This window comes from Baekduia sp., assembly GCF_035685985.1.
Lineage (GTDB): Bacteria > Actinomycetota > Thermoleophilia > Solirubrobacterales > Solirubrobacteraceae > Baekduia.
Map to the genome: position 1 here is coordinate 16,237 of NZ_DASRZV010000015.1, position 21,234 is coordinate 37,470.

A 21,234-nucleotide genomic window follows, 5' to 3' on the forward strand; every position below is an offset into this window, starting at 1 on the left:
CGTTCGTCACCGCTTCGCACGTCGCCCCGCTTGCTCGGTCGCCGCGCGCAGCCGCCGCGCGTGGGACGCCGTCAGCTGCCCCGCCTCCAGGCGGAACTTCCACGCGCCCCCGGCCGTCCCCGGCAGGTTCATCCGGGCCTCGGAGCCCAGGCCGAGCACGTCCTGGACCTGCAGCATCACCAGCGGCGCGACCGAGGACATCCACAACCGGATCAAGGCCCAGTCCATGTCGTCGTCGACGATGCCCGCGTCGCGCACGGCCCGCTCGGCCTCCCGGCGCCGCGCGGGCTCCAGCGCGTCGAGCCAGCCGCGCAGCGTGTCGGTGTCGTGCGTGCCGGTGTAGGCGACGACGTCCGCGCGGTGGTGCTCCAGCCGGTGCGGGCCGCGCGGGTCGTCGGGGTCGAAGGCGAACTGCAGGACGACCATCCCCGGGTAGCCGAGCGACCGGCGCAGCCGCGTGACCGGCGGCGTGATGACCCCGAGGTCCTCGGCGATGAACCCGCCGTAGTCGTTCCACCCCAACTCGCGCCGCGCCGCCTCGAAGACCGCCCGCCCGGGCCCGCGCCGCCACGTGCCCCCGCGGGCGTCGCGGTCGCCCGCGGGCACCGCCCAGTACGCGACGAACCCGCGGAAGTGGTCGATCCGCGCGATGTCATACAACTCGGACACGCGCCGGAAGCGCTCGACCCACCAGCGGTACCCGCGCCGCCGCAGCGCCGGCCAGTCGTAGAGCGGGTTGCCCCAGCGCTGGCCCGCCGCCGTGAACGCGTCGGGCGGCACGCCGGCGACGACGCCGTCGACGAACAGCTCCGGCCACGCCCGCTGGTCGTAGCCGCCGGGCGCGACGTAGATCGGCACGTCGCCGATCAGCCCGACGCCACGCTCCCGCGCATAGGTCCTCAGCGCCGCCCACTCGCGCTCGAAGCGCACCTGGTCGGCCCACATCCGCCGCGGGAGCGACCGCGCCCAGAACGCGTGGCGCTCCCCGAACGCGTCGAGCTCCTCCGGCGCGACCTCCGCGGCGGGCGCCTCCAGGAACCCGTTCCAGGCCGCGAACGCCGACGACGCCTTGTACGGCGACCCGTAGCGATCCGGCGGTCCCAGCGGCAGCATCTGCCACCACGACTGGCCGGCCTCGGCCAGCCAGTCCACGAACCGCCGGGCCTCCGGCCCGAGCCGGCCGCCGGGCAGCGACGTGAGGTGCAGCTGGACCCCGCTCGACCGCGTGGCGGACAGGTTCGTGCGTTCGGTCACTGGATGTTTGCGTTCGTCGGGGGCCATTCTGGGAAGAGTCGCCACTACGTGCCCGCTCGACCCGTCGACCAACCCACCGAACCCCCCTCGCGTCTCGTGAAGCAGAACGGCGGTGCCTCCAAGCGCACCAAGGCGGCGGCCCCGCCGCGCATCGTGATCCTCGAGCCCGCGCCGCTGATCGACGGCGGCCGGTACGCGCCCAAGCGCACGGTCGGGGAGGAGGTCGCGGTCAAGGCCACGATCTTCGCCGACGGCCACGACGTCCTGAAGGCCGTCGCCAAGGTCAAGGCGCCCACAAGCCGCAAGTGGGTCGAGTACCCGCTGAGCCACATCGATCGCGAGATCGCCGGCGACACCTACGCCGGAACGTTCCCCGTCGAGGCGCTCGGCCGTCACCAATGGACGATCGAGGCGTGGATCGACGCCTTCGCGTCGTGGCGCGAGGAGCTGCGCCGCAAGGTCGACTTCGGCCAGACCGACCTGGCCGGCGAGCTGAGCGAGGGCGTGCTGCTGCTTCAGGACGCCCAGGAGCGCGCCAAGGGCGGCGACCGCAAGGTCGTCAAGGCGGCGTTGGACACGCTGCGGGACCCGGACATCGACGAGTCGCTCAAGCACCAGGCCGCGCTGGAGCCCGAGCTGGCCGCGGCGATCGACCGCCACCCCGACCGCTCGCAGTGCGCGACGCTCGACGCGCCGCTGACGCTCGACGCCGACCGCGAGCGCGCGCGCTTCGGCGCCTGGTACGAGCTGTTCCCACGCTCGTGGGGCGGCTTCCAGGGCACGGCCGAGGCCGTCCCGCAGATCGCCGCGCTGGGCTTCGACGTCCTCTACCTGACGCCGATCCACCCGATCGGGATCACCAACCGCAAGGGCCCCAACAACGCGCTGACCGCGCGGGAGGGCGACCCCGGCTCGCCGTGGGCGATCGGGCTGAAGGGCGTCGGCGGCCACGAGGCCGTCCATCCCGAGCTGGGCACGCTGGAGGACTTCGCGGCGCTGGTGGCCACGACGAAGGACCACGGCATGGAGATCGCGATCGACTTCGCGATCCAGTGCAGCGCCGACCACCCGTGGCTGACCGAGCACCCGGAGTGGTTCCACCACCGACCCGACGGCAGCCTCAAGTACGCCGAGAACCCGCCCAAGAAGTACCAGGACATCTACAACGTCAACTTCCAGTGCGAGGACTGGAAGGGGCTCTGGAACGCGCTGCGCGACCTGATCCTGCTGTGGGTCGACCGCGGCGTGAAGGTCTTCCGCGTCGACAACCCGCACACCAAGTCCTTCGCCTTCTGGGAGTGGGCGATCGCCGAGGTCCGCGCCAAGCACCCCGACACGGTCTTCCTGGCCGAGGCGTTCACGCGCCGCGCGGTGATGCGCACGCTGGCCAAGCTCGGCTTCAACCAGTCCTACACCTACTTCACCTGGCAGTACTCGCGCTGGGAGCTGGAGCGGTACGTCGAGGAGCTGGCCTACGAGACCGCCGACTACTACCGCCCCAACTTCTTCGCCAACACCCCCGACATCCTCACCGAGCAGCTCCAGCACGGGGGCCGCGCGATGTTCGAGGCGCGCCTGGTCCTGGCCGCGACGCTCAGCCCGACCTACGGGATCTACTCGGGCTACGAGTGGGTCGAGCACACGGCGGTCAAGCCCGGCAGCGAGGAGTACCTGGACTCCGAGAAGTACGAGGTCAAGGAGCGCACGCTGGACGGCGCGCCGCTCAACGGCCTGATCCGCCTGCTCAACGAGGCGCGCCGCTCGCACCCGGCGCTCCGGCACCTCTCCAACATCACGTTCTTGAACACCGAGAACGACGGCCTCATCGCCTACCTCAAGCAGACCGGGGACGACGCGATCCTCGTGGTCGTCTGCCTCGACCCCCAGTGGGCCCAGGAGGGCTCCGTGCACGTGCCCGACCACCTCGGCCTGCCCTGGGACTTCCAGGTCCAGGACCTGCTCGACGGCAGCCGCTACGACTGGCACGTCGGCCCCAACTACGTGCGGCTGGCCCCGGGCGACCGGCAGGCCCACCTCTTCCGCGTGGTGCGGGGGTGACCGAGCGCATGACGACCGAGGCCCGCGAGGTGGCCCAGGACGACACGCCGACGCGCTTCGAGTCGGCCGAGGGCACCGTGCCGCCGGCGAGCGAGTCGCCGGCCAAGCCCGAGAAGGAGCTGCATCCCGCCGACCCGTCGCACTGGTTCGAGCGCGACCCGCTGTGGTTCAAGCGCGCGCTGTTCTACGAGATCCACATGCGCGGCTTCTACGACGGCAACGACGACGGGTCGGGCGACTTCGTCGGGCTGACCGAGAAGCTCGACTACCTGCAGTGGCTGGGCGTCGACTGCATCTGGCTGCTGCCGATGTTCGCCAGCCCGCTGCGCGACGGCGGCTACGACATCGCCGACTTCTACGCCATCCACCCCGACTACGGGACCGTCGAGGACTTCGAGACCTTCATGTTGGCCGCGCACGAGCGCGGCATCCGCGTCATCGCCGACCTGGTGATGAACCACACCTCCTCCGACCACCAGTGGTTCCAGGACGCGCGCAACGCGCCCGCGGGCTCGCCCGAGCGCGACATGTACGTCTGGTCGGACACCGACGAGAAGTACGCCGACGCGCGGATCATCTTCACCGACACCGAGACCTCCAACTGGACCTGGGACCCGGTCGCGGGCCAGTACTACTGGCACCGCTTCTTCTCCCACCAGCCCGACCTCAACTACGACAACCCGGTCGTCCACGAGCGCATGCTCGACGTGCTGCGCTTCTGGCTGGACCGCGGCCTGGACGGCTTCCGCCTCGACGCCGTGCCCTACCTCTACGAGCGCGAGGGCACCAACTGCGAGAACCTGGAGGAGACCCACGAGTTCCTCCGCAAGGTCCGCGCCACGGTCGACGACGAGTACCCCGACCGCGTCCTGCTCGCCGAGGCCAACCAGTGGCCCGAGGACGTCGTCCAGTACTACGGCAAGGGCGACGGCGACGAGTGCCACATGGCCTTCCACTTCCCGGTCATGCCGCGCATGTTCATGTCCTTGCGCCGCGAGGACGCCACGCCGATGGCCGAGATCCTGCAACGGACGCCGTCGATCCCGCGCACCGCGCAGTGGGGCCTGTTCCTGCGCAACCACGACGAGCTGACGCTGGAGATGGTCACCGACGAGGAGCGCGACTACATGTACGGGGAGTACGCCAAGGACCCGCGCATGAAGATCAACGTCGGCATCCGCCGGCGGCTCGCCCCGCTGCTGGACAACGGCCGCGACGAGATCGAGCTGATGACCGCGATCCTGTTCAGCCTCCCGGGCTCGCCGGTGCTGTACTACGGCGACGAGATCGCGATGGGCGACAACATCTACCTGGGGGACCGCGACGGCGTGCGCACGCCGATGCAGTGGACGGGCGATCGCAACGGCGGCTTCAGCCGCGCGGACTTCGCCCAGCTCTACGCGCCGCCGCTCATGGATCCGGTCTACGGCTTCCAGGCCGTCAACGTCGAGGCGCAGCTGCGCACGCCGACGTCGCTGCTGCGCTGGCTGCACCGCTTCATCGCGCTGCGCAAGGCGCACCCGGTCTTCGGCCTGGGCGACTACACGCACCTGGCCACCGACAACGCGCGGATCTTCGCCCACCTGCGCACCTACGCCGACGACGTGATCCTGTGCGTGCACAACGTCGCGCGCTCGGCGCAGGCCGTCGAGCTCGACCTGTCGGCCTACGAGGGCCGCATCCCGGTCGAGATGTTCGGGCGCTCGCGCTTCCCGCGGATCGGCGAGCTGACCTACCTGCTGACGCTCGCCCCGCGCGGCTTCTTCTGGTTCATCCTGGAGAAGCCCGCCGAGGAGGACGAGGACGACCGGGAAGGGGGAGGGGCATGAGCGCGTCCGCCCGCGAGCTGCGCCTGCCCGACGAGGGCGCGCTGCGCGAGTTCGTGCTCGCGCAACGCTGGTTCGGGTCGAAGTCCCGGGAGGTCGCGCACTTCCGGCTGCTGGAGACGATCCCGCTGACCGAGCAGCCGCTGGGGCTGTCGGTGCTGGAGGTCGAGTTCCTGCCCGGCACGCACGAGCTGTACCAGCTGCCGATCGGCGCGCGCCCCGAGGGCGAGTGGGCCGAGGGCGTCATCTGCGTCAACGAGGGCATGGCGATCTACGACGCGATGGGCGACCCCGAGACCGCGCGGGCGCTCATCAGGTTGATGGCCAACGACACCGAGCTGGAGACGGCCGCCGGCGTCGCCGAGTTCCACACCGTCGAGGGCTCGACCCTGCCCGCCGAGATCGGCGCGGTGCGCCCGATGGGCGCCGAGCAGTCGAACTCCTCGATCGTCATCGACGAGCGCCTGGTCCTCAAGGCCTACAGGAAGCTCGGCGCCGGCCCCAACCCGGAGCTGGAGATCCTGCGCTTCCTCACCGAGCGCGACTTCCCGCACATCGCCGCGCTGCGCGGCTGGTACGGCCACAGCGGCCGGCTGATCGACGCGACGCTCGGCATCGTCCAGGACTTCCTGACCGGCGCGACCGACGGCTGGGACCTCGCGCTGGCCGACCTGCGCGAGGACCCGCGGCGGTTCGTCGCGCGCGCTCGCGCGCTGGGCGAGGTCACCGGCCGGCTGCACACGACGCTGGGCTCGGAGAACGCCGACCCGGCCTTCGCGCCCGAGGACACCTCGGCCGAGGCGCTCGGCCTGCTGACCGCCACGGTCGACGAGGAGATCGAGCGGATGTTCGTCGACCTGCCCGACGACGACGAGGTCCTGGAGCCGATCCGCGGGCGCGGCCAGGAGGTGCGCGACCAGCTGCGCCGGCTGACGCAGGTCGGCTCGGCCGGGCGCGTGATCCGCCACCACGGGGACTTCCACCTCGGCCAGGTCATGCACGACGCCGACGGCGACTGGGTCGTGCTCGACTTCGAGGGCGAGCCCGCCCGCACGCTCATCGAGCGGCGCCGCAAGCGCTCGCCGCTGCGCGACGTCGCGGGCATGCTGCGGTCGTTCGCCTACGCGGCGACCGCGTCGGAGCTGCTGCACGCCGCGCCCGCGCCCGAGGGTTGGGAGGACGCCGTGCGTCAGGCCTACCTGGACGGGTACCTCGAGGAGACCGACCAGTCGCTGCTGCCGCCCGGACGGGCCGCGGTGGAGCGGCTGCTGGCCGTCTTCGAGCTGGAGAAGGCCGTGTACGAGCTGCGCTACGAGTTGGACAACCGGCCCGACTGGGTGAAGATCCCCGTGGCCGGGATCGCGCGGCTGCTGCAACCCGAGACGACGGAGCCGGAGGCATGACGCGAGCGATGAGCGACGAGCGCTTCACGAAGGCCTGGCAGCGGGACGCCGACGCGTTGGCGGCCGGCGAGCTGGCCGATCCGCACGCGCTGCTGGGCGCGCACTCCGACGGCGACGGCGGCGCGATCGTGCGCGCGTGGCGCCCCGGCGCCGAGCACGTGACGATCCAGGTCGTCGACGGCATCGACCACGGCGCCGAGCTGGTGCACCCGGCCGGCGTCTGGGCCGCGCACGTCGACGGCGCCAAGCCGCCGCTGCGCTACGAGGTGCGGACGCGCTACCCGGACGGGCTCGACGTGACGGTCGCCGACGCCTACAACTTCCCGCCGACGGTCGGCGAGCTGGACCTGCACCTGGCGGGCGAGGGCCGCCACGAGGAGATCTACGAGCGCCTCGGCGCGCACCCGCGCGAGGTCCGTGGCCTGGCCGGGACCGCGTTCGCGGTCTGGGCCCCGGCGGCGCGCTCGGTCGCGGTCGTCGGCGACTTCAACTCCTGGGACGGCCGCCTGCACCCGATGCGGTCGCTGGGCTCGTCCGGGATCTGGGAGCTGTTCCTACCCGGCGTGGAGCCCGGGGCGCTGTACAAGTTCGAGATCCGCACGCACGGCGGCGCGCTGCGCGTCAAGACCGACCCCTACGCGCGGCAGGTCGAGATCTCGCCCAAGACCGCGGCGATCGTCGCGCGCTCCGGCCATGCGTGGCAGGACGACGAGTGGTTGGAGGCACGCGGGCGCCAGGTCCAGCACGAGCGCCCGATGTCGATCTACGAGGTCCACCTGGGCTCGTGGCGGCGCGACCCCGACGACCCCGAGCGCCTGCTGTCCTACGCCGAGGTCGCCGACCAGCTGGCCGCCTACGCGACCGACATGGGGTTCACCCACGTCGAGCTGCTGCCGGTGATGGCCCACCCGTTCACCGGCTCCTGGGGCTACCAGGTGACCGGCTACTTCGCGCCCGACCCGCGCCTCGGCGGTCCCGACGACCTGAAGGCCTTCGTCGACCGCATGCACGAGCACGAGGTCGGCGTGCTGATGGACTGGGTGCCCGCGCACTTCCCGCGCGACGACTGGGCGCTGGCGCGCTTCGACGGCACCGCGCTCTACGAGCACGAGGACCCGCGCCGCGGCGCGCACCCGGAGTGGGGCACGTTGGTGTTCAACTTCGGGCGCAACGAGGTCAGGAACTTCCTCCTGGCCTCCGGGCTGTTCTGGTGCGAGGAGTACCACGCCGACGGGCTGCGCGTGGACGCGGTCGCGTCGATGCTGTACCTCGACTACTCGCGCAAGGCGGGCGAGTGGATCCCCAACGAGCACGGCGGGCGCGAGGACCTCGAGGCGGTGGACTTCCTCAAGGAGTTGAACGAGACCCTCTACGCGCGTGAGCCCGGCATCATCTCGGCGGCCGAGGAGTCGACGGCATGGCCGGGCGTGTCGCGGCCGACCTACGTGGGCGGGCTCGGCTTCGGGTTCAAGTGGAACATGGGGTGGATGCACGACACCCTCAACTTCTTCGCGCACGACCCGATCCACCGGCGCTACCACCACCACGAGCTGACGTTCTCGTTGATGTACGCCTTCAGCGAGAACTTCATCCTGCCCCTGTCGCACGACGAGGTCGTCCACGGCAAGGGCACCATCTACTCGCGGATGCCCGGCGACCACTGGCAGAAGATGGCCAACGTGCGCGCGCTGTACGCCTACCAGTGGGCGCACCCGGGCAAGCAGCTGCTGTTCATGGGCCAGGAGTTCGCGCAGACCCAGGAGTGGAGCGCCGAGCGCTCGCTGGACTGGCATCTGCTGGAGGACGACCCGACGGCGGACGGCGAGGGCGGGACCCACGTCGGCGTCCAGAACCTCGTGCGCGACCTCAACCACGCCTACCGCGACGAGCCCGCGCTGTGGCAGCGCGACGGCGATCCCGAGGGCTTCCATTGGATCGAGGCCAACGACGCCGAGAACTCGGTGGTGGCCTTCGCGCGCGTCTCGTCGGAGGGCCGCGTGCTGGTCTGCGTCATGAACCTCACGCCGGTCCCGCGCGAGGGCTACCGCGTCGGCCTGCCGCGCGGCGGGCGCTGGCGCGAGGTCCTCAACACCGACGCCACCCAGTACGGCGGGTCGGGCGTCGGCAACTTCGGCGGCGTCGAGGCGGAGGACCTGCCCTGGCACGCCCAGCCGCACTCGGCCGCGATGACGCTGCCCCCGCTGGGGGTGCTGTGGATCGCTCCCGAGAGTTGAGGGCGTCGCGGTTCTTCGCGCTGCGCGAGCGCGGCACCGACGCTCGCACCGAGGCGCTGGGCGGGCTGGCGACGTTCCTGACGATGTCCTACATCGTGTTCGTCAACCCGGCGATCCTGTCGAGCGCCGGGCTGCCGTTCGACGCGGTCGCGGTCGCCACCGCGCTGGCGGCGGGCGGCTTCACGATCATCATGGGGCTGACGACGAACCTGCCGTTCGCGCTGGCCTCCGGCCTGGGGATCAACGCGGTCGTCGCGTTCGACATCATCCTGGGCCGCAAGGTCTCGCCGGACGTCGGGATGGCGTGCATCGTGCTCGAGGGCCTGCTGGCCGTCGTGCTCGTGCTGGCCGGCATGCGCGAGGCGGTCGTGCGCGCGGTGCCGACGTCGCTGAAGCTGGCGATCGGCGTCGGCATCGGGTTGTTCATCGCCCTGGTCGGGCTGCGCGACGGCGGCATCGTCGTCAACGACCCGTCGACGGGCATCGCGCTCGGCGACCTGTCGACCGGCCCGGCGCTGATCGCGCTGGCGGGCATCCTGGTGGCCTTGGGCTGCGCCGCGGCCAACGTGCGCGGCGCGATCCTGATCGGCATCGCGACGTCGACCGTGCTGGGGCTGGTCTTCGGGGTGCTCGACGGGCCCTCGGCGGTCGCGCGCTGGCCCACGTCCGGCGACTTCTCGACGATCGGGGACGGCCTCGCGCCCGGCGCGCTGCGCGACGCGCTGACGTGGGCGCTGGTGCCGATCATCTTCAGCCTGTTCATGACCGACTTCTTCGACACGGTCGGCACGGCCTACGCGGTGACGAGCGCCGGCGGCCTGCTCGACGAGCGCGGCGAGATCCCGAAGGTGCGCAACCTCCTGCTCGTCGACTCGGCCGCGGCCGCGGGCGGCGGCGCGATGGGCGTCTCGTCGGTGACGACCTACGTCGAGTCCGGCGCCGGCGTCGCGGAGGGCGCGCGCACCGGCCTGGCGTCGGTCGTCACGGGGCTGCTGTTCGCGCTGACGATCTTCTTCGTGCCGTTGATCGCCGTCGTCGGGCAGGGCGTGACGGTGGGCAAGGACACCACCCTGCACCCGGCGATCGCGCCCGCGCTGGTGATGGTCGGCTACCTGATGATCCAGCTCGTGCGCGAGATCGAGTGGGACCGGCCCGAGGACGCGGTCCCGGCGTTCCTGACGATCGCCGGCATCCCGCTCACGTTCTCGATCTCGGCGGGCATCGGCCTCGGCGTGTTCGGCTACGTCGTGACGATGATCGCCCGCGGCCGCGTCCGCGAGATCCACCCGATCATGTGGATGCTGGTCCCGATGTTCGTCGCGTTCTTCGCCTCCAACTGGCTGTCGGCGCATGTCTTCTGAGACGACCCTGCCGTGGGAGCGGCCGCTGGGCGCGGTCCCGCTCGGCGACGGGACCGTGCGCTTCCGCGTGTTCTCGCTGGACCACGAGCCGACGCTGACGGTCGGCGGGCGCGAGCACGCGATGGAGCCCGAGGGGCACGGCACGTACGTCGCGACCGTCGAGGCCGCGGCGGGCGAGGACTACCGGTACGTGTTGGACGGCCGGCGGCTGCCCGACCCGCACACGCGCCTGCAGCCCGAGGGCCTGCGCGGGCCGTCGCGGATCGTCGACCCGGCCGCCTGGACGTGGCACGACCAGGCCTGGGGCGGCGTCGCGCTGGAGGACCTCGTGGTCTACGAGCTGCACGTCGGCACGTTCACGCGGGAGGGCACGTTCGACGCGGTCATCCCGCACCTGCGAGGGCTCGCCGAGCTGGGCGTCACCGCGATCGAGCTGATGCCGGTCGCCGACTTCCCGGGCCGGCGCGGCTGGGGCTACGACGGCGTGTACTTCTGGGCCGCGCACGAGGCCTACGGCGGTCCCGACGGCCTGCAGCGCCTGGTCGACGCCGCCCACCGCGCGGGGCTCGGGGTGATCCTCGACCTGGTGCTCAACCACGTCGGCGCCTCCGGCGAGAAGGCGATCCGCGCCTTCGGCCCCTACTTCACCGACAAGTACTCCACCTTCTGGGGCCAGGCCATCAACTACGACGACGCGTGGTCGGGCCCGGTCCGGGAGTGGGCGGTCCAGGCCTGCGAGATGTGGGTGGCCGACCTGCACCTCGACGGCCTGCGCCTGGACGCGATCCACGCGATCTTCGACGCGTCGACCGAGCACGTCGTCGCCGAGGTCGCCCGTCGCGTGCACGCGCGCGACGGCCGCGCGCTGGTGATCGCCGAGTCCGGCCTCAACGACCCCAAGGTCGTGCGCGAGGCGAGCGCCGGCGGCTGGGGCTGCGACGCGGCGTGGGCCGACGACGTCCACCACGCGCTGCGCACGCTGGTCACCGACGAGCGCGAGGGCTACTACGCGGAGTTCGGCACGATCGGCGATCTCGTCCACGCGCTGCGCGACCCGCACGTCCACGACGGCCGCTGGTCGGAGTTCCGCAAGCGCCGCTTCGGCGCGCCGGCGCAGGGCCTGCCGCCGGAGCGCTTCGTCGTCTTCGACCAGAACCACGACCAGGTCGGCAACCGCGCGCTGGGCGACCGCCTGCCGCGCGCGGCCCGGCCGCTGGCCGCGTTCGCCACGCTGCTGTCGCCCTACACGCCGATGCTGTTCATGGGCGAGGAGTACGGCGAGGACGCGCCGTTTCAGTTCTTCACCGACCACATCGACGAAAAGATCGCGGTCGCCACGCGCGACGGGCGCCGGCGCGAGTTCGCGGCGTTCGCGCGGTTCGCGGGCGAGGAGGTGCCCGACCCGCAGGACCCCGCGACGTTCGCGCGCTCCAAGCTGACGCGGATGGAGGATCCTTCGCTGCGTGCGTTGTACGCGAAGCTGCTGGAGGCGCGCCGCGCGCTGCCGCGCGGGCCGGTCGACGACGTGCGGGCCGACGCGCAAGCGCGTTGGCTGCGCGTCCGTCGTGGGGACTACACCTTGCTCATGAACTTCGCCGACGTCGAGCAGACGCTGTCGAACCCGCCCGCCCCGGGCTCTCGCCGGATCGTGCTCGCCACGCACGACGGCGTCGCGCTGCGCCCCGACGGCCACGTGACGCTGCCGCCGCTGGCCGGCGCGCTGGTGGCCGGCGTGCGCCCGGACGACAGCGTCGCGACCGGAGGAGCGCGCGCATGAGGCGGAACGCTCGCCCAGAGGGCGAGGTTCCGGGCGCGTGCTCGCCCGGAGGGCTCGCTCGCGCGCTGCAGGAGGGCACCGATGTCGCGTGAGGCGTGGCCGGGCGAGCCGTTCCCGCTCGGCCCGACGTGGGACGGCCAGGGCACGAACTTCTCGATCTTCAGCGAGGCCGCCGAGCGCGTCGAGCTGTGCCTGTTCGACCGCGACGGCCACGAGGAGCGCGTCGAGGTGGTCGACCAGACCGCGCACAACTGGCACTGCTACGTGCCCGGCGTCGGCCCCGGCCAGCGCTACGGCTACCGCGTCCACGGCGAGTACGACCCGGCGCGGGGCAAGCGCTTCAACCCCAACAAGCTGCTGATCGACCCCTACGCCAAGGCGATCGACGGCACGATCGACTGGGACGCCGCCAACGCGCTGCCCTACACGCCGCCCGACGGCGAGATCACCGACGACGCCGACTTCGAGTTCGACGACGAGGACAGCGCGCCCGCGATCCCCAAGTGCGTGGTCGTCGACGAGTCCTTCAACTGGGAGGACGACCGCCACCCGCGGATCCCGTGGACCGAGACCGTGATCTACGAGACCCACGTCAAGGGCCTCACCAAGAAGTTCCCGGGCCTGCCGGGCGAGCTGCAGGGCACCTACGCGGGGCTGGCCTCCGACGAGCTGGTGGCCTACCTGAAGGACCTCGGCGTCACCGCGGTCGAGCTGCTGCCCGTGCACCACATCGCCGACGAGGCGTTCCTGCACGAGCACGGCCTGTCCAACTACTGGGGCTACTCGACGATCGGCTACCTCGCGCCGCACTCGCCCTACGCGGCCAACCGCGACCCGGGCGAGAACCTCAAGGAGTTCAAGGGGATGGTGAAGGCCCTGCACCGCGCCGGGCTGGAGGTCATCCTCGACGTCGTCTACAACCACACGGCCGAGGGCAACCACCTCGGTCCGATGTTGTCGTTCAAGGGCGTCGACAACCAGGCCTACTACCGCCTGTCGCCCGAGGACCCGCACTTCTACATGGACTTCACCGGGACGGGCAACACGCTCAACGCGGTGCAGCCCGCGGTGCTGCGGTTGATCATGGACTCGCTGCGCTACTTCGTCCTGGAGTGCCACGTCGACGGCTTCCGCTTCGACCTCGCCTCGACGCTGGCGCGCTCGTTCTACGACGTCGACCGCCTCTCGTCGTTCTTCGACACCATCCACCAGGACCCGGTGCTCTCGCAGGTCAAGCTGATCGCCGAGCCGTGGGACGTCGGGCCGGGCGGCTACCAGGTCGGCAACTTCCCGGTGCTGTGGAGCGAGTGGAACGGGATCTATCGCGACACGATGCGCGACTTCTGGCGCGGGCAGGCGTCGGTCGGCGACTTCGCGGCGCGCTTCGCGGGATCCAGCGACCTGTACGCCGACGACGGGCGGTCGCCGTTCGCCTCCATCAACTTCATCACCGCCCACGACGGCTTCACGCTGCGCGACCTGGTGTCGTTCAACGACAAGCACAACGACGCCAACCAGGAGGGCAACCGCGACGGCACCGACGACAACCGCTCCTGGAACTGCGGCGCCGAGGGCGACACCGACGACGAGGGCATCAAGGCGCTGCGCGCCAAGCAGCAGCGCAACTTCCTGACGACGCTGCTGCTCAGCCAGGGCGTGCCGATGATCCTCGGCGGCGACGAGCTGTGCCGCACGCAGGGCGGCAACAACAACGGGTGGTGCCAGGACAACGAGATCTCCTGGTACGAATGGGAGATCGGCGACGAGGGCCGCGCGCTGATGGAGTTCACGCGGCGGCTGATCGGCCTGCGCCGCGGCGAGCCGGTCTTCCGGCGCGAGCACTTCCTGGCCGGGGAGCAGGCCGAGCCCGGGCTGCCCGACGTGTGGTGGTTCCGCCTCGACGGCCGGCGGATGACGCGGCGCGACTGGGAGAACCCCGACCACCGCTCGCTCGGCGTGTTCCTCAACGGCCAGGCGACCGCCGCGCGCGACCGCCACGGCCAGCCGGTGCACGGCGACTCGTTCCTGGTGCTGTTCAACGCCCACCACGAGGACCAGGTGTTCCGGATCCCGGCGCAGCGCTTCGGGCGCCAGTGGGCGGTCGAGCTGACGACGGCGGCGCCGCGGATCGAGGCCGGGGCGGAGGGCTACCGGGCGCGCGGCGACTGCTACGTGTCGTCGCGGTCGATCACCGTGCTGCGGAGGGCGGCGTGAGCGGCGCGCGGCGCGCGCCGCTGCGCGCCACCTACCGGCTCCAGCTCGGCACCGACCTGGACTTCGCGGCCGCGAAGGAGCTGCTGCCCTACGTCGCCGACCTGGGCTGCTCGCACCTCTACCTGTCGCCGTCGTTCCAGGCGCGGGAGGGCTCGACGCACGGCTACGACGTCATCGACCCGGGGCGCGTCAGCGACGCGCTCGGCGGGGAGGAGGGGCTGCGCGCGCTGGCCGCCGCGGCCCACGAGTTGGACATGGGGTTGATCCTCGACGTCGTGCCCAACCACATGGCCGCCGACGACGCCAACCGCTACTGGAGCGACCCCGAGCTGCGGGAGCGGTTCTTCGACGTCGACCCGGTCTCCGGGCGGTGGCGCCGGTTCTTCGACATCGACGAGCTGGCGGGCGTGAGGATCGAGGACCCCGAGGTCTTCGAGGCGATGTCGGGGTTGGCCATCAGGTTGGTCGAGGAGGACGTGGTCGACGGGCTGCGGATCGACCACCCCGACGGGCTGCGGAACCCCTTGGAGTACCTGCGGCGCCTGCGCGAGCGCGGGGTCGAACAGGTATGGGTGGAGAAGATCCTCGACCCCGGTGAACCCCTGCGCGGCGACTGGCCCGTGTCCGGGACCGTCGGCTACGAGTTCGCCAACGACGTCGCCGCGCTGTTCGTCGACCGTCGCGCGGAGGAGACGCTGACCGACCTGTACGTGTCGCTCACCGGCGACCCGCGGCCGTTCGGCGCGCTGGCCGACGAGGCCAAGCTCCAGCAGGCGACGACGTCGTTCACGCCGGAGGTGGAGCGGCTGGCGCGGCTGTGGCCCGAGGTCGCCGACGCGCTGCCGGGCGCGCTGAGCGCGTTGCCGGTCTACCGCACCTACGTCGAGCCGGATACCGCGCGCGTGGAGGGCGCCGACCGCGAGGCGCTGGTCGACGTGCCCGACCGCGTCCGCCGCGCGCTGACGCTCGACGACCCGTCGGTGCCCGCGGAGTTCGTCTGGCGCTTCCAGCAGACGACGCCGGCGGTGATGGCCAAGGGCGTCGAGGACACGGCGTTCTACCGCTACGTCCGGCTGCTGGCGCTCAACGAGGTCGGCGGCGACCCGTCGCGCTTCGGCATCGACGTCGACGCGTTCCACCAGGGCAACGCCCGGCGGTTGCCGTTCAACCTGCTGGTGTCGTCGACCCACGACACCAAGCGCTCCGGCGACGTCCGCGCGCGGCTGTGCGCGCTGACCTGGATGGCCGAGGAGTGGGCGGGCGCGGTGCGCTCGTGGTTCGAGGTCAACGCGCAGCTGCGCGACGCGCGGCTCGGCGCGCCCACGCCCGCCGAGGAGTACCTCGTCTACCAGACGCTGATCGGCGCCTGGCCGATCGAGGCCGACCGTCTGGAGCCCTACCTGGAGAAGGCGCTGCGCGAGGCCAAGGTGTCGTCGAGCTGGATCGACCCCGACGTGGAGCACGAGGCGGCGGCCAAGGCCTTCGCCGTCGACCTGCTCGACCACGGCCCGTTCCGCTACGGCTTCGACGTGATCGCGTCGCGCGTGGCCGACCTCGGCGCGCGCGTCGCGCTGGCGCAGACGCTGTTGAAGCTGACGGTGCCCGGCCTGCCCGACGTCTACCAGGGCGACGAGCTGTGGGCCTACTCGCTCGTGGACCCCGACAACCGCCGGCCGGTCGACTGGGCCGCGCGGCGCGAGGCGCTCGCGGCGCTGCGCGACGGCGCGCCGCCGACGGCCGAGACCGTCAAGCTGCACCTCGTCGCCGCGGCGCTGGAGCTGCGCCGCCGCCGGCCCGAGGCCTTCGCGGCGTCCACCTACACGCCGGTGCCGGCCGGCGACGACGTCCTCGCGTTCCTGCGCGGCGACGCCGTGCTCGTCGCGGTGACGATCCGCGACGGCGCGACCGGCGCCGGCGGCTGGGAGCTGCCTGCGAGCGCCGCTGGCCGCTGGCGCGACGTGCTCGGCGGCGAGGAGTACGAGCTGCCCGACGGCGCCACGCTCGGCGGGATCCTCGGACCGACCGGCCGGGCGCTGCTGGAACGCGTCGCCTGAGCGACGTGCCGCGCGGGACGGCGAAGTCGCATCCTGGCCAGTCGGCCAAGTAGCCTGTGCGGCAGGTGCCGCTGCGTGTCCTCGTCGTCTCCTGGGAGTACCCGCCGATCGTCGAAGGCGGGCTGGCGCGCGCTGTCCGCAAGCTGAGCGAGGCCTTGGTCGCCGACGAGGACGTCGAGGTCCACGTCCTCACGCGCGCGGGCGAGCACGGGCCGCTGGACGAGATCCGGCACGGCGTGCACGTCCACCGCGTGCGCGAGCCGCACTACCCGTCGGCGCTGCCGGAGTTCGTGCAGTGGGTCGGGCGGATGAACCACGACCTGCTGGAGCGCGGCGCCGCGCTGGTCGCCGAGCACGACTTCGACCTCGTCCACGGCCACGACTGGCTGGTCGCGGTCGCCGCCAAGCGCCTGGCCGACCGCGCCGGGATCCCGTTCGTGACCACGGTGCACGCGACCGAGCACGGCCGCCACCAGGGCTGGGTCCACAAGCCGCCGCAGTCCGACATCCACCGCACCGAGCGCTGGATGGTCCACGTCGCCGACCAGGTGCTCGTCTGCTCGCACTACATGCGCGGGCACGTCGCCGACGTCTTCGGCATCGACGAGGACCGCGTCGTCGTGGCGCCCAACGGGATCGACCCCGGCGACCTGCAGCCGGTCCAGGACCTCGACGCGCTGCGCGCCCGGTTCGCCCGGCCGGACGAGAAGTTGGTGCTCTTGGTCGGCCGGCTGGTCTACGAGAAGGGCTTCCAGCACGCGCTGGAGGCGCTGGCCGGCGACGACGGCGTGATCGCGCGCGTCGGCGGCGTGCGCTTCCTCGTCGCGGGCTCGGGCACGCACGAGTGGGAGCTGAAGGACCAGGCGCGCCGCCTCGGGCTGACCGACCACGGCACGTTCATGGGGTGGATCGGCGACGACGTCCTGCACTCGCTCTACCGGATCGCCGACCTCACGGTGGTGCCGTCGATCTACGAGCCGTTCGGGCTGGTGGCGCTGGAGGCGATGGCGAGCGGCTGCCCGTGCATCGTCGCCGACACCGGCGGGCTGCGCGAGGTCGTCCCCAACGAGCGCGTCGGCCTGCGCTTCCAGAGCAAGGACCCCAAGTCGCTCGGGCGCATGATGGAGCGCGTGCTGACCGACGACGCGCTGCGCGACCGGCTCGTCGCCGAGGCCTCCGAGCACGTGCTGCGCTTCGACTGGTCCGACGTCGCGCGCCAGACGCACGCGGCCTACCGCTCGCTGTTGCGCGGCGTGCCCGTGGCGTAATCCTGTAAATCCCACAGAGATTGTGTAGAATTGCCCGTGATGGCCGATCACACGGGCACCATGGTCGCCACCGACGTCCACCAGCACCTCTGGCCGGAGGACTTCGTCGCCGCGCTCGCGCGCCGCGACGTCGCGCCTGCCGTCCGGCGCGAGCGCGACGGACGCGGCTGGGTCGTCGCGGTCCCCGGCGAGCCCGACAGCCCGTTCGGCGACGCCACGCACGACCCGGCGGTCCGCGCCGCGAGCCTGCGGGCGTCCGGCCTGCGGCGCGCGCTGCTGTGCATGTCGACGCCGCTGGGGGTGGAGGCGCTGGACGAGGACCAGGCGCGCCCGCTGCTGGACGCGTGGCACGACGGCGTCTTCGCGGCCGGCGACGCGTTCGGCGTCTGGGGCGCGCTGCCCGTGCACGGCGCCACACCCGCCGACGTCCACGCGCTGCTGGATCGCGGCGCGGTCGGGATCTCGCTGCCCGCCGCCACGCTGGCGTCGCCCGCGCTGGTCGCGGCCGCCGGCCCGGTCCTGGCCGCGCTGGCCCGGCGCGGCGCGCCGCTGTTCGTCCATCCCGGCCCGGCCGGGCCGCCGCCCACCGCGCGCGACGACGGCGACGCGGCCTGGTGGCCGGCGCTGACCACCTACGTCGGCGACGTCCACCTCGCCTGGCACGCGTTCCTGGGGTGGGGGCGACCGGACCATCCGACGCTGCGCGTCTGCTTCGCGATGCTCGCCGGGCTGGCGCCGCTGCACGCCGAGCGCCTCGCGCTGCGCGGCGGCCCGGCCGCCGCGATCAACGACCCCAACCTCTTCTACGACACGTCGTCCTACGGCCCGCGCGCGATCGCGGCCATGGCCGGCGTCGTCGGCGTCGACCAGCTGGTGACGGGCTCGGACCGTCCCGTCGTCGACCCGCCGCTGGTGCCGCCGCTGGGCGCGCCGGCCGAGGCGCTCATGACCACCACCAACGTCCAGCGGCTGCTGGGCACACCGCGCGGGAGGCGCGCATGATCCGTCGACCCCACCACGACCGTGACCTGTCCCAGGCCGAGCTGGAGCTCGCCGCCGTCGACATCCTCAACCGCCCGGAGGCGTGGCGCGACCACGTCCACCACGACCCCTCGGGCCTGCGGACCTACCACCTGCTGGAGAAGGACGACCACCTCGAGGCCTGGCTGATCTGCTGGAACGACGGCAACGACACCGGCTTCCACGACCACGACGACTCGCACGGCGCGGTCGGCGTCGCGGCCGGCCACGTGCGCGAGGAGACGCTGGCGCTGGGCGGCGATCCGGTCGTCCGCGAGGTCGGCCCCGGCGGCGTCTTCTCCTTCGACGCCACCGACATCCACCGCGTCCTGCACATCGGCGACGAGGCCGCGGTGACCATCCACCTGTACTCGCCGCCGCTGCGCCGGATGGGGGCTTACGAGGTCCTGGAGGACGGCCGCCTCGCGCGCCGCTCGATCCCGGCGGCCGAGGAGCTGGTCGCGCCCGCACGCTGAGGCGGGCGCGTTCGTGGTTGACTTGCCGGCATGGCCGACCGGCACGTCGAGCACCTGCTGATCGGGGGTGGGATCGCCTCGGCGACCTGCGCCCAGGAGCTGCGCGCGGAAGGAGCGCCGGGTGCGATCCTGCTCGTCGGGCGCGAGCTGGACCCGCCTTACCACCGCCCGCCGATCACCAAGGGCTACCTGGGCGGCCAGGAGAGCAAGGACGATGCCTCGATCGAGCTGCCCGACGACGTCGAGGTCCTGACGCGGACGTCGGTGATGGCGCTCGACCCGGCGGCCAGGACCGCGACGCTGTCGACCAAGGAGACCGTCTCCTACGACACGGCGCTGCTGGCGACCGGCGCGATGGTGCGCCGCCTGCCGATCGACGGCGCCCAGCTCGAAGGCCTGCACTACCTGCGCGCGCTGGGCAACGCCGACGCGCTGCGCGCCGACGTCCAGGCCGAGGGCGCCGAGCGCGTCGTCTGCGTCGGCGGCTCCTACATCGGCTGCGAGTCGGCCGCGACGCTGACCACGCTCGGCAAGCAGGTCACGGTCCTGCTGCTGGAGGAGGAGCCGCTGGAGCGCGCGTTCGGCCTGCGGGCCGGGGCCTGGGTGCGCTCGGTGCTGGAGGCCCACGGGGTGGAGGTCCGCGGCGGGGTCGAGGTCGAGCGCTTCGAGGGCGACGGCGACCGCGTCCAGCGCGTGGTCCTGGCCGGCGGCGACGTGGTCGAGGCGGACACCGTCGTGATCGGCGTCGGGGCCCAGCCCGACGTCATGCTGGCGCGCAAGTCCGGGCTGGAGATCGGGCCGCAGGGCGGCGTCGTGGCCGACGCGCGCCTGCGCGCCGCCGGGACCGAGGGGCTGTACGTCGCCGGCGACATCGCCGAGTACGACTCGGTCGTCCACGGGCGTAGCGTCCGGATCGAGCACGAGGAGGTTGCCGCCGCGCACGGGCGCACGGCCGCGCGCAACATGCTCGGCGCCGACGCGCCGCACACCGAGGTGCCCTACTTCTTCAGCGACCTGGCCGATTGGGCGTGGCTGGAGTACGTCGGCCCGGCGCACGGCTGGGACGACGAGGAGGTCGACGGCGACCTGCCCTCAGGGCAGTTCGCGATCACCTACCGGCGTGACGGCGAGGTCGTGGCGTACCTGAGCGCCAACGGCCACGGCGACCTCGACGCGGCGCGGGCGCGGATCTCGGGCGGCTGAGCGGCGGCGGGGGCGGCGCGCTTAGACGCCGCTGGCGTCGCGATCGCCCTCGAACAGCTCCAGGTTGTCCTGGTGCTCACCGGCGGACTGCGCGAGCGCGAAGCCGATGAGCCCGTGCAGGAGCACCGGGAACAGCACGAAGAAGACGACGACGAGGCCGAACGTGGCCTTGAAGGCCGTGAGGGCGATGACGAGCGACATGCGTCCCGGATATTACTTGGGAGAGGGGCAACCGCGCGGTGCGACGGACCCGCCGCGCGGAGGCAGGCGGATGATCCGCTGGCCGATGTTGTTGTCCTCGTGCTGCTCGATGATCTCGCCGAGCGGGTCGGCGCGGTGCACGAACGCGAAGCAGCCGCGCAGGTGGGTGACCGAGATCCAGTTCTCGTGGTAGGTCGACGGGTAGATGTCGGCCCAGCCCGGCGAGACGCCCAGGCGCAGCTCCTTGCGGCCGAACGTCTGCGAGCAGCCGGGGAAGACGCGGTCCTTGGGCGAGCGCTTCCATGACCGCACGCGCTTGAGGTCGCGGAAGCAGTAGGACAGCTTCGGGCCGGTTCGCTGGAGCTTGTCGCGGGTGCCGTCGGCGTTGAGCGTCCACAGCTCGAAGCGCGCCGCGCGCCAGTACTTCCAGTAGTGGCCCTGGCCCGGGATCGCCTTCCAGTAGATCCAGCCGGCCATCGGGAAGAAGACCGGGTCGCCGGAGCGGTCGCGGATGACCTGGGTGGCCTCCGCGAAGCGGTAGCCCGCGGTCTTCGGGTCGCCGGTGTGCTCGGCGCGCAGCTCCAGCGCGCCCTCTCCCACGTTGACGATCCGGTTGGTCGCCATCAGCCGCACGACCTTGCCGACCTTCTCGACGTGCAGGTCGGTCGGCGGCGCCATCCGCAGGTCCGGGCAGACGAGCCGCAGGACGAGGTCGTTGCACGGGTTGGTGTCCGGCGGCTCCGGCGTCTCGGGGGCCGCCGGCGTCTGTGGCGTCGCCGGCGGCGGCTCGTCCTGGGCGACGCCCGTCGGCGCGGCGGCGGCCGCTCCGGCGAGCACGACGGCGAGGACAGCGGCGAGGGAACGTCGGACCGGCACGGCGCGGCA

The 21,234-nt window shown here is 72.4% G+C and carries 15 protein-coding genes; 12 read left to right on the top strand and 3 right to left on the bottom strand.

Annotated elements, in window-relative coordinates; genetic code table 11:
• Positions 1-6: 6 nt before the first annotated feature.
• Positions 7-1,254: a 4-alpha-glucanotransferase gene (locus VFG42_RS07055; RefSeq protein WP_324906714.1), complete on the bottom strand. Its 1,248-nt coding sequence runs from the start codon at positions 1,252-1,254 to the stop codon at positions 7-9.
• A gap of 96 nt (positions 1,255-1,350) precedes the next feature.
• Between VFG42_RS07055 and VFG42_RS07060 the strand changes: the two genes are divergently transcribed.
• The 12 genes from VFG42_RS07060 (at position 1,351) to VFG42_RS07115 (ending at position 20,148) form a co-directional block, all read left to right on the top strand.
• Positions 1,351-3,312: an alpha-1,4-glucan--maltose-1-phosphate maltosyltransferase gene (locus VFG42_RS07060; protein ID WP_324906716.1), complete on the top strand. Its 1,962-nt coding sequence runs from the start codon at positions 1,351-1,353 to the stop codon at positions 3,310-3,312.
• An 8-nt stretch (positions 3,313-3,320) separates the two neighbouring features.
• Positions 3,321-5,141: a maltose alpha-D-glucosyltransferase gene (gene treS / locus VFG42_RS07065; protein WP_414642344.1), complete on the top strand. Its 1,821-nt coding sequence runs from the start codon at positions 3,321-3,323 to the stop codon at positions 5,139-5,141.
• Entirely contained in the window at positions 5,138-6,541 is a 1,404-nt protein-coding gene (locus VFG42_RS07070; protein WP_324906720.1) for a maltokinase N-terminal cap-like domain-containing protein, read from the top strand. Before treS ends, VFG42_RS07070 begins: the two co-directional genes overlap by 4 nt.
• A gap of 8 nt (positions 6,542-6,549) precedes the next feature.
• Complete coding sequence (gene glgB / locus VFG42_RS07075; RefSeq protein WP_324906721.1) at positions 6,550-8,775, top strand: 1,4-alpha-glucan branching protein GlgB; 2,226 nt, start codon at positions 6,550-6,552, stop codon at positions 8,773-8,775.
• Positions 8,772-10,136 carry an NCS2 family permease gene (locus VFG42_RS07080; RefSeq protein WP_324906722.1) on the top strand — a complete coding sequence of 455 codons (1,365 nt, stop codon included), beginning with the start codon at positions 8,772-8,774 and terminating at the stop codon, positions 10,134-10,136. The genes glgB and VFG42_RS07080 overlap by 4 nt, the downstream gene beginning before the upstream one ends.
• Complete coding sequence (gene treZ, locus VFG42_RS07085; protein ID WP_324906724.1) at positions 10,126-11,913, top strand: malto-oligosyltrehalose trehalohydrolase; 1,788 nt, start codon at positions 10,126-10,128, stop codon at positions 11,911-11,913. Before VFG42_RS07080 ends, treZ begins: the two co-directional genes overlap by 11 nt.
• Before the next feature lie 81 nt (positions 11,914-11,994).
• The gene (gene glgX / locus VFG42_RS07090) at positions 11,995-14,127 is read left to right on the top strand and encodes a glycogen debranching protein GlgX (protein WP_324906726.1); all 2,133 of its coding nucleotides are present in this window, start codon (positions 11,995-11,997) and stop codon (positions 14,125-14,127) included.
• Positions 14,124-16,181, top strand: coding sequence for a malto-oligosyltrehalose synthase (gene treY, locus VFG42_RS07095; protein WP_324906728.1), 2,058 nt, complete (start codon positions 14,124-14,126; stop codon positions 16,179-16,181). Before glgX ends, treY begins: the two co-directional genes overlap by 4 nt.
• Before the next feature lie 65 nt (positions 16,182-16,246).
• Positions 16,247-17,449, top strand: coding sequence for a glycosyltransferase family 4 protein (locus VFG42_RS07100; RefSeq protein WP_324906730.1), 1,203 nt, complete (start codon positions 16,247-16,249; stop codon positions 17,447-17,449).
• A 39-nt stretch (positions 17,450-17,488) separates the two neighbouring features.
• Positions 17,489-18,451: a hypothetical protein gene (locus VFG42_RS07105; protein WP_324906732.1), complete on the top strand. Its 963-nt coding sequence runs from the start codon at positions 17,489-17,491 to the stop codon at positions 18,449-18,451.
• Positions 18,448-18,945 carry a cysteine dioxygenase family protein gene (locus VFG42_RS07110; RefSeq protein WP_324906735.1) on the top strand — a complete coding sequence of 166 codons (498 nt, stop codon included), beginning with the start codon at positions 18,448-18,450 and terminating at the stop codon, positions 18,943-18,945. The genes VFG42_RS07105 and VFG42_RS07110 overlap by 4 nt, the downstream gene beginning before the upstream one ends.
• Positions 18,946-18,975: 30 nt before the next feature.
• The gene (locus VFG42_RS07115; RefSeq protein WP_324906738.1) at positions 18,976-20,148 is read left to right on the top strand and encodes an NAD(P)/FAD-dependent oxidoreductase; all 1,173 of its coding nucleotides are present in this window, start codon (positions 18,976-18,978) and stop codon (positions 20,146-20,148) included.
• Positions 20,149-20,169: 21 nt separating this feature from the next.
• Here the strand turns inward: VFG42_RS07115 and VFG42_RS07120 are convergent, their stop codons facing one another.
• On the bottom strand, positions 20,170-20,349 hold the full coding sequence (locus VFG42_RS07120; protein WP_324906740.1) for a hypothetical protein: 180 nt from the start codon (positions 20,347-20,349) through the stop codon (positions 20,170-20,172).
• Between the two features lie 12 nt (positions 20,350-20,361).
• Positions 20,362-21,186, bottom strand: a complete 825-nt coding sequence (locus tag VFG42_RS07125) for a hypothetical protein (RefSeq protein ID WP_324906742.1) — start codon at positions 21,184-21,186, stop codon at positions 20,362-20,364.
• Between the last annotated feature and the right edge of the window lie 48 nt (positions 21,187-21,234).